Source organism: Bradyrhizobium diversitatis, assembly GCF_016031635.1.
Lineage (GTDB): Bacteria > Pseudomonadota > Alphaproteobacteria > Rhizobiales > Xanthobacteraceae > Bradyrhizobium > Bradyrhizobium diversitatis.
Genome location: NZ_JACEGD010000014.1, coordinates 150,856 through 160,002, shown reverse-complemented (window position 1 = coordinate 160,002; position 9,147 = coordinate 150,856). Strand labels below are relative to the sequence as shown.

Annotated in this window: 9 protein-coding genes; 4 read left to right on the top strand and 5 right to left on the bottom strand. The window is 62.9% G+C overall.

Annotated features, from left to right (window positions below; translation table 11 throughout):
* The coding region (locus tag H1B27_RS17275) for a transposase (protein ID WP_197966642.1) at window positions 1–298 on the top strand (298 nt) is incomplete at its 5' end.
* Window positions 299–564: 266 nt separating this feature from the next.
* Here H1B27_RS17275 and H1B27_RS17270 read toward each other — a convergent pair.
* Window positions 565–1,290 carry an outer membrane protein gene (locus tag H1B27_RS17270; RefSeq protein WP_061879523.1) on the bottom strand — a complete coding sequence of 242 codons (726 nt, stop codon included), beginning with the start codon at window positions 1,288–1,290 and terminating at the stop codon, window positions 565–567.
* A gap of 254 nt (window positions 1,291–1,544) precedes the next feature.
* On the opposite strand from H1B27_RS17270, the gene H1B27_RS17265 reads away from it, so the two are divergent.
* Entirely contained in the window at window positions 1,545–1,853 is a 309-nt protein-coding gene (locus H1B27_RS17265) for a DUF3551 domain-containing protein (RefSeq protein ID WP_028177644.1), read from the top strand.
* Window position 1,854: 1 nt separating this feature from the next.
* Complete coding sequence (locus tag H1B27_RS17260) at window positions 1,855–2,121, top strand: DUF3551 domain-containing protein (RefSeq protein WP_197966850.1); 267 nt, start codon at window positions 1,855–1,857, stop codon at window positions 2,119–2,121.
* A 54-nt stretch (window positions 2,122–2,175) separates the two neighbouring features.
* Here H1B27_RS17260 and H1B27_RS17255 read toward each other — a convergent pair whose 3' ends face one another.
* Both H1B27_RS17255 and H1B27_RS17250 read right to left on the bottom strand, forming a co-directional pair.
* Window positions 2,176–2,814 carry an HD domain-containing protein gene (locus H1B27_RS17255; RefSeq protein ID WP_197966849.1) on the bottom strand — a complete coding sequence of 213 codons (639 nt, stop codon included), beginning with the start codon at window positions 2,812–2,814 and terminating at the stop codon, window positions 2,176–2,178.
* 42 nt (window positions 2,815–2,856) lie between these two features.
* Window positions 2,857–3,318 carry a carboxymuconolactone decarboxylase family protein gene (locus tag H1B27_RS17250; RefSeq protein WP_197966848.1) on the bottom strand — a complete coding sequence of 154 codons (462 nt, stop codon included), beginning with the start codon at window positions 3,316–3,318 and terminating at the stop codon, window positions 2,857–2,859.
* Between the two features lie 116 nt (window positions 3,319–3,434).
* Between H1B27_RS17250 and pdxR the strand changes: the two genes are divergently transcribed.
* Window positions 3,435–4,841 carry a MocR-like pyridoxine biosynthesis transcription factor PdxR gene (pdxR, locus tag H1B27_RS17245; RefSeq protein WP_197966847.1) on the top strand — a complete coding sequence of 469 codons (1,407 nt, stop codon included), beginning with the start codon at window positions 3,435–3,437 and terminating at the stop codon, window positions 4,839–4,841.
* Window positions 4,842–4,918: 77 nt separating this feature from the next.
* On the opposite strand, the gene H1B27_RS17240 is transcribed toward pdxR, so the two are convergent.
* Window positions 4,919–8,068 carry a GAF domain-containing hybrid sensor histidine kinase/response regulator gene (locus tag H1B27_RS17240; RefSeq protein ID WP_197966846.1) on the bottom strand — a complete coding sequence of 1,050 codons (3,150 nt, stop codon included), beginning with the start codon at window positions 8,066–8,068 and terminating at the stop codon, window positions 4,919–4,921.
* Between the two features lie 267 nt (window positions 8,069–8,335).
* Complete coding sequence (locus tag H1B27_RS17235; RefSeq protein WP_061879530.1) at window positions 8,336–9,109, bottom strand: helix-turn-helix transcriptional regulator; 774 nt, start codon at window positions 9,107–9,109, stop codon at window positions 8,336–8,338.
* Window positions 9,110–9,147: the final 38 nt, after the last annotated feature.

The window sequence follows — 9,147 nt, the reverse complement described above, 5'->3', positions numbered from 1 at the left end:
AGCGCTCGAACCCGGCCGCGATCTCGTCGCCGATCGCGGCTATGATGCCCGTGCTCTCATCGACCTGGTCGAAAGCCGTGGTGGGCGGGCTCATATCCCGACCTGCCGCGACCGCAAGGTCCAGCGCTCGGTCGATCCCGCCCTCTATCGCCAACGCAATTTGATCGAGCGCTTCTTCAACAAGTTGAAGCATTTCCGCCGTATCGCGACACGATATGACAAGACCGCCCGCAACTTCCTTGCCGCCGTCTTGCTTGCCTCAACGCGAATCTGGATGCGGTTTGAGTCCACGACCTAGAGCTGCGGAATCACCTGCGCCCAGATCGCGATCATCCCGACGAACAGCGTGATAGACGCCAGTGCGGCGGCTTCTTCCACGAAAACCCTGAACATGGCCTGCTCCCTTGTTGGAACGTATGAAGAACATTGTTCTTCTTTTGTTCAGGGGAGTCAAGCGGTCCGAGACCGCGCGAAACGGGATGGTTAACTCGCTGAATGTACAAAATAAAAAAGCCCCGGCCGAAGCCGGGGCTTTCGTCAGCCGCTCGCGTTGAGCGATCTGTCTTAGTAGCGGGCCAGCATCGGGCCGCCGAACTTGTAGTTCAGGCGGACGAGGCCCATGTCGACGTCCTGCTTGATGCGGTCGACTGCACCACTGGCGAAGGTGACATTTTGGTCGCCGAGGAAGATGTGGTTGTACTCGACGCCGACTGTCCAGTTCGGCGCGAAACCGAACTCCAGGCCTGCACCAACCGTGCCGCCCCAGCGGGTCTCGTCCGCGTTGTCGATGTTTGCACCCGTGGCAACGCTGTAGACGTCGTACTTGTTGCTGACGACGGCCGCACCGCCCTTCACGTAGAGCAGGACGTTGTTCCAGGCATAGCCAACCTGACCGGTGATGAGCCCAAATGCGTCCATCTTGGTCCGGTTACGATTGCCGGGGGCGATCAGGCTGATGTTGTCGCCGGAGAAGTCGGCCCAGTTGCCCTGGCCTTCCACACCGAAAACGAACTGGCCGGTCTGAAAGCGGTAGCCGATCTGGCCACCGACCGTGCCGCCGGTCGAGTTGTGCGAACCTTCAGGACCGAAGTTGACGAGGTCCCACGACGTATCCGCCGAACCGCCACCGCCGTTGACGCCGATGTAGAAACCGCTCCAGTCGTAAACGGCAGCGATCGCCGCCGGCGGAGCTTTGGTGTAGGGCCGCGCCGCGAGGTCAGCAGCCATCGCCGGTGCAGCCGCGCTGAGCGCGACGAGGCTGACAGCGGCAAGCAACAAACTCTTCTTCATTTGATTCCCGTTCCAGTTTCTTCAGTAGGCCCCCGGGCCGTGCGCAATGTCTTAGCAGTGGACGACGGAATTGCTGTAACCGCGACGCAACAGTTTAGTCGAAAGGACCTCGCTCGTTAACGAATGTTTATCAGCGGGTGTGCGGAAACCCTATGAAACAAGTGTTTTCACGAGTTCCAATGTCGACTAGAGGACATAAGCTGCACGTGCGCGTAACGACGCCGCGCGCACATTCGCGTGATTGGAGAATCGAAATGCGCGGTCGAGTTCCCTTGCCTATTGTCGCCACATTTTCGCTCGCATTCGTCACATTTGCATTCGCATCGGGTGCAAGCACACCGGCGCACGCATTCGGCAAGAATCATCCATTCTGCCTCACCGGTGATGAATGGCCGGGACTGAGCAATTGCAGGTTCGACACCTACGCGCAGTGTCAGGAGAGCGCATCCGGTCGCGCGCTGACCTGCATCGCCAATCCGTATTTCGTCGGACAGAGCGACGATCCATACGCGTATCAAAATCGTCCGCGCGCACAGACGCCGGGCTACTTCCTGCCGCGCTGAGATGCGCGGCGCCTGGCTCGCGCTCGCCGCCATAGGCCTGCTTCTCCCGGGCGGACCTGCACGCGCGCAGACCTACGATCCGAGCTATCCGGTCTGCATGCAGATCTACGGCCCCGTCGGCTATTTCGATTGCCGCTACGGCTCGCTCGAGCAGTGCAGATATCTCGCCGTCGGGCGCTCCGCGAGTTGCGTGGTGAATCCGTATTTTCCGCCGAGCAAACCGGCGTCCCCTCACCACCCGAGACGCCCCGCCGCTCGCGCCGGATGATCAGAACCGTTCGGCTGATGCCGGGCATCCCGTGACGGAGCCCGTTGCATCCCCTCAGCTCTGCCAGGGCGTGCTGCGGATGCGCGTGCACGCGTTCGGCTTGCGGAAGCCCGGATCGTGATCTTCGATGTAATCGAAGTTGACCGTCCCGAACGTCGTCTGCGGTTTCTTCAGCGCTGAGCAGGTCTGCACCTTCAGGAATTCGTTCTTGAAGTCGCCGCGCGGGAACGCGGAGATCACCTGGTCGCGCTGCTCCGGCGTGTACTCGTCATATCCGATGCCCACGACGTCGACCAGGACGCCTGCGTTGGTGAGCGCGATCTCCGGTCTCATATATTGCGGAATGCCGGGGGTGGTGTGTAGCGCGATCGCTTCCCACACCAGGTCGGCTTGCGGCTCGGCAATGCCGCGGGCCCGCAGAAAGTCGCGCGCGGCGTCGGCGCCGTCGACCTCAAACCGCTTGGTCTCGGTGTGGTAGTGATCGACGAGACCGAGGTCGTGAAACAGCGCCGCGACATACAGCAGTTCGGGATCGAACTTCAGCTTCTGACGCAGCCCCTTGATCGCGCCGAACACGTAGACGCGAACCGAATGGTTGAACAACATCTCGCCTTCGTAGCTGCGCACGAGCTCGGCGGCCTCGCGCGCCAATTGACTGTCGGGAATTTTGACGCCGGAGATCACGCTCGTCATTTTCAGGCTCCTGCTTTCTGTTTCGGCTGATGCCATTCGCCGTCAGGCGGCACGCTCGAGCACGGCCTGCGGCGTTTTCCGGAAGCTGATCGACATGCGATTGTACGCATTCATCAGGCTGATCGCGATCGTGAGATCGACGAGCTCGCGCTCATTGAAGATCTTGCGGGCGGCTCGATAGGCATCATCCGGAACGTTGGTCTCGGCGACGCGGGTGACCGTCTCGGCCCATGCGAGGGCGGCGCGCTCGCGTTCGTCGAAGAGATTGCCGGCCTCCGCCCACGCCTGGACCAGCGCGAGCTTTTCGGTCTTCACGCCGGCCTTGAGCAGGTCGCGCGTATGCATGTCGAGGCAATAGGCGCAGTTGTTGATCTGCGACACGCGGAGATAGACCAGGGTGACCAGCGTCGCGGGAAGCCCGCTTTGCATGACATAGCCGTAGACAACACCCAGCGCCTTCGCGCCTGCCGGTGCAACGTGGTTGTAGTCGAGACGTTCACTCATCTGCTTGCTCCTTGATGATCGGAGGGATGAACACTCCCCGTTACCCCCCTTAGGTGTCCCTGCTCTGGTCTACGAAAAAGTACCAAGAATGCGCAAAAATCGTGTACCATGCAGGCATGACCAAGCCGCTGCGCCTGGAGCTGGATCGATCTGCGAAGACGCCGTTGGCCGAGCAGATCCACAGGGGAATCAGGGCCGCCATCGAGAGCGGCGTGCTCGCCCCGGGCGCGCGCTTGCCCTCCTGGCAGGATCTGGCCGCCCAGCTCGGCGTCGCGCGCGGCACCGTGCGAGTCGCGTACGAAAAGCTCTCATCCGCCCAACTGATCGTCGCAAGGCGCGCGACTGGAACACATGTCGCGGACCGGCCACGCTTTCCGGTGCGGCGGGACAAGGCGCCGGCCCCAGGCTCGTTCATGGAGATGTACCAGGAGCTCACGGCCGGGCCGGCGATCTTCCAGATGGGCGTGCCTGCGCGGGAGACCCTTCCTGCGACGTTGCTGGCGCGGATGCGCGCGCAGGCGGTCCGCATAGAGATGAGCGCGCCGGCGATCTATCCTGATCCGCGCGGTGAGCCGGCGTTGCGGCGCGAGATCGCGGCCTACCTTGCGCTGGCGCGCGGGATCGAATGCGGGCCCTCCCACATCATCATCACCGGCGGTTTCAGCGGCGGCCTTGGCCTGACGCTCCGCGTCCTCGGCCTCGAGCAGAAGAAGGCCTGGATGGAGGATCCGGGCTTTCCATTCACCCGGCACGGCCTCAAGCTCGCGCGAACATCGATCGTGCCGATCCCCGTTGACGCCGACGGCATCGATGTCGATTTCGGCCTGAAGCATGCTCCTGATGCGGCACTGGTGGTCGTGACGCCAGGGCAGCAGGCGCCGCTCGGAGCGACATTGTCGCTGGCAAGACGCTCACGCCTGCTCGACTGGGCCACGCGAAGCAAGGCGTGGGTGATCGAGGATGACTATCTGAGCGAGCTTCAGCTCAAGGGCCGGGCGACACCGGCACTCGCCTCGCACGACCGCGCCGGCCGCGTCATCTACATCGGCTCTTTCAGCAAGACCGTGACGCCTGCGCTGCGACTGGGCTTTGTGGTTGCACCCGCCGCTCTGGCGGCGCGATTTGCCGAAGTTGCGGCGTGCCTCGCGCCTGCGCCCGGACCTGCGGTGCAGCTCGCGCTGGCCGATTTCATCAGCGACGGCCATTATCTGCGGCATCTTCGGCGCACGAAACGGGTCTACGCAGCACAGGCCGATGGCTTGCTGAAATACCTGCGCCCGCGCACTGCCAACGTTGCGATTGCCGGATTGGCGGCGGTCCTGCGGTTGCCGGAGGGAGCACCCGATCTGGCCATCGCCAGGGAAGCGGCACCGCTTGGCCTCGCGCCTACGCCGCTATCGCTCTGGTCTGCGTCGAAGGACACAGCGCGCCCAGGACTGTTGCTCGGTGTCGCAATGTCTCCTCCTAAGAAGATCGAGGCGTCCTGCGATCGGCTCCTTCAGATCATCGATCGACTGACGTGATCAACGCGCGTCGGCAACGACGGAGGTGCACTCCCTCTCCCGCTCGCGGGAGACGTGAACACCCTGCGGCAACGTGCTCAACACTCGTCGAGCAGATTGCGAATTTTGGCGGCCAGGTCTTCGATCGCGAAGGGCTTCGACAACAGATGCTTGCCGGCGTCGAGCATGCCGTTGTGAACGATCGCATTGCGCGTGTAGCCGGTGGTAAACAACACCTTCAGGCCGGGATGTCGTTTCGACAATTGTGCCGCGAGTTCAGCGCCGGTCATCTCGGGCATGACGACATCCGTAAACAGCAGATCCGGAACGGTGCCGTTTTCGATCGTCCTGATCGCCTCCATGGCGCTCGCAGCTTCGATGACGGTATAGCCGAGCTCGCGCAGGCTTTCGGATGAAATGCTGCGAACGCGCTCGTCGTCTTCCACGACGAGAATCGTCTCGTTCTGATGGCTTGCGCCGGGATGGATGACCCCGCGCGACGAGTCCGGGATTGCCTCCTCGCCGATAAAACGTGGAAGGTAGATCTTCACGGTCGTGCCAACGTCGACTTCCGAGTAAATTTTGACATGGCCGCCCGACTGCCGCACGAAGCCGTAGACCTGACTAAGTCCAAGGCCGGTGCCCTTGCCCACGACCTTGGTCGTGAAAAACGGATCGAAGACCTTTCCCAGCATGTCCTCCGGAATTCCCGTGCCGTTGTCCGTCACGGCAATGAGAACATACTGCCCGGGCGCCAGTGCATATTCGCGGGCATATTTTCGATCTATCGACGCGTTGCTGGTTTCGATCGTCAGCCTGCCGCCTTTCGGCATCGCGTCGCGCGCATTCACTGCGAGATTGATGACCGCGCTTTCCAGCTGGGCGGGGTCGGCCTTGACACGCCAGAGACCCGCAGCGAGGACCGTTTCAAGGTGGACCAGTTCGCCAAGCGATCGCTCGAGCAACTCGCTCATCTCGCCGACCATCCTGTTGATGTCCAGGACCTCCGGCGCAAGAGGCTGCTGACGCGAGAACGCGAGCAGCCTTTGTGTCAAGGTCGCCGCACGGTTTGCGCCGTCGATGGCACCCTCGAGGAAGCGGTCAACGTTGACCTCGCCCTTGCTGAGCCGCCGCTTTGCAAGATTCAGGCTACCCAGTATCACGGCCAGCATGTTGTTGAAGTCGTGGGCGATGCCTCCCGTCAATTGCCCGACGGCTTCCATCTTCTGCGATTGCCGCAATTGCTCCTCGGCCTTCATGCGCTCGCCGATCTCATCGGCGACACGCTGCTCAAGCTCGGCATTGAGCGCCTCGAGCCTGGTCAAGAGCCGGGCGTTGTCGATGGCCGTAGCGGCATGACCGGCAATGCCTAGCAATGCGGCCTCATGCTCTTCGTGGAATTGACCTACCTCCGCATGACCGAAGAAGAGCCCACCGAGTACTTCGCCGCTGCGCGAGATCACGGGGACCGCCAGGTAGGAGCGGACCGGTAGATGCCCCTGGGGCATGCCTTTGCGCGGCGCGTTGTTGCCATAGCGCGGGTCCTGCAGAATGTCTTCCGACCGCACCACGCCGGTCCCCTTGAACGTCGGCTCGAACACGGCCGTATTGCGCGGCATCGGAAAGTTCTCGAAAGCGGATCGCGGCGCGCCGGACAACGCATACAGCATGTAGCTGTCGCCGTCCGCCGCCACGACGTTGTAGAAAAAGGCTCCGAATTGCGCGCCGGTCAGCTCGACGCCGGCATCCGTCACGATCTGAACGATCTTCTCGAGATCGCGTTCGCGGGCAACCGATGCCCCTGTATCGTTGAGTATCCTGAGATGACGTTCCGTTTTCTTCTGCGCGGAGATATCCAGCACGGTCCCGATGAAGCGGGTAGCCTCGCCGTTGGAAAAAATTGCGTGGCCAGTTGCGGCGATCCAGCGCTCGACGCCGTCCTCGATCCCGACGGTTCGGTATTCGATGTTGTAGCTCGCCGGAGAAGGAGGTTTCAGGGCGGCCGATACAGCCTCATGGGCGCGCTGCCGGTCCTCGGGATGAATGCCCCTGAGGAATGATCCTTCATAGCTGACATCGGCGTCAGGTGGGAGGCCGAACACCTCCTTGCAGCGGCTGTCCCATCGGAGAATGTCGTTGACCGGATCGTAGTCCCAGGTGCCGATGCCCGCCGCCTTGTTGGCGAGGACCAGCCGTTCGGCAGATTCCCGGGCTGCCTGCTCCGATCGGACGCGCTCGATGTGCGCCCACGATCGCTCCGTCACCTCGGTGAGCAAGGCAAGCTCTCGCGGCGTCCAGAGATGCGGGCCCCGGTGATGTATCGCCATCAAGGCCGTCAGTCGCCCTTCCTTCACCCAGGGCATGCAAATGGTCGAACCTATGCCGATGCGCTGGAAAGCGGCGGCTTCCTCCGGCGCGATCTCCTTCCGATTGTCGTTGATGACAAGGGGCCTGCCGGCGCTCAGCTCTCGCACCGCCTTCTCACCGAAGTCGGCAAGGCTATAGTGCCCCAGGATGTGCATCGCGCCGGGGGCTGCCCAGTCCCCGCGTATGGTGAAGCCGTCCTGATCAGGATCCATGTCGGCATAGGCGCAGTTCGAGACGCGGAGATGCTCACCGACCATCCGCGTCGTCACCGCCATCACGCCATCGGCATCGCCGACCTTGGCCGTCTCCTTGTTGAGGGCGTCCAGGAAGAGCAGCCGGGCTTCGTTTTCGCGCACGGCCGTTTCCGCACGGCGGCGTTCGACCGCAGTGCGCGTGCGCTCGGCGACATCGCGGATGAGGTCCAGCTCATCAGGGCTCCATTCGCGCGGCGCGGCATTGTTGAGGTACAACAGCGCCACAACCCCGTCGGGCTCCGAGATCGGCATGTTGACGAGTGCACGTGCAGAGATCGCCTCGAGAGCACGGGCACGATCGCCGACGCGAGGGTCTTTCTCGGCATCGGCGCAGACGACCGTTTCGCCCCGCTTCAAGTCTTCGATGTAACTGCCATAGTCGCGAAAGCGCAGCACGCCGGCCAGGCTCGAGATCCCGGGAGCGTTCCAGTCGCGAGCGATCGTGATGGTTTCGGCGGAGGTATCGACCGTGCCGTAACCTGCCCGGCTGACATTGAGGCTGCGGCCAAGCAGCTCAGCCGCGGCATAGGCGAGATCGTCGGGGTTGCCGATCTCTCGAATGTAGTCGCCGAGGGTAGCTAAGACGGCATTGCGGTCGGCCGACGGCAGCCCGGTCGCTGTCGTCATCGGTCTTCCCCGGACACTTCCCTGCCTCCACTCAATAGGCTGATGAAACGGTATTCCGCGTTGCGCACTTCAATTCGATCGGGGCAGCCCGACCTGACGTCGATGTCGATTGACCGACCAAATAACCCTCCGGTGACATTTGGGTTCCCCGGCCCCTTGGGATCGGGCTGAAGGCGCTTCATTGCGCTCGGAACAAGATCTGCAGCGGTCGTATTCGAAAGCCTGAATGGCTTCGAAGACAGACGCTCTATTGAATCGGTGTCCGTCCTACACCGGCGTATAGATCACGAGCTTCAGCGCGGGATCGTCGTTGGCCTGGAAGCTGGTGTGCTCGAAGTGCAGCACACCTTTGGTCGGATGGTTCATGGTCTTGCGGCCCGAGATGGTGCTGCGGATATCGTGTGCTTCCCACCATTTGACGAATTCCGGACTGCCCTGGCGCAGCCGCGTGAGCAACTCCGTGAAGGCGGGATCGCCGGCCCAGACGTCGTGGGTCGCGCGAAACATCGCCACCATGGCCCTGGCGACATCCGCCCAGCCGGCGCCGTAGGATCTTCGCGTCTGCTTGTTGGTCATCATGAGGAGCAGCGTGTTGCGATCCTGCTCCGGCAATCGCCCGAAGCCGAAGACGTCCTCGGCCGCCTCGTTCCAGGCCAACACGTCCCAGCGCCGCCCGGTGATGTAGGCCGGCTGGTGCAGGCTCTCGATCATCCGCCGGATCGGCGGCGGCACGATTTCGCGCGTGAACGGGCGCTTGTCGCCGTCGCGCGCAAGCGCCCTCAGGTGCGCGTGCTCGGTCTTGCTGAGGCGCAGCGCGCGGGCCAGTGCGTCGATCGTGGTCACGGACGGGCTGACCGTGCGGCCCTGCTCGAGGCGGATGTACCAGTCGACGCCGATGCCGGCGAGCTGCGCAACCTCCTCGCGGCGCAGCCCCGCGGTACGCCGGCGCCGGCCCATCGGAAGCCCGACGGTCTTCGGCGACAGCTTTTCGCGGCGGGATCTCAGGAAATCGCCGAATTCAATCCGGCGTGGATCGGCCATGACGCGTGTCCTGCAATGGAGGGCCCAACGAATACTAG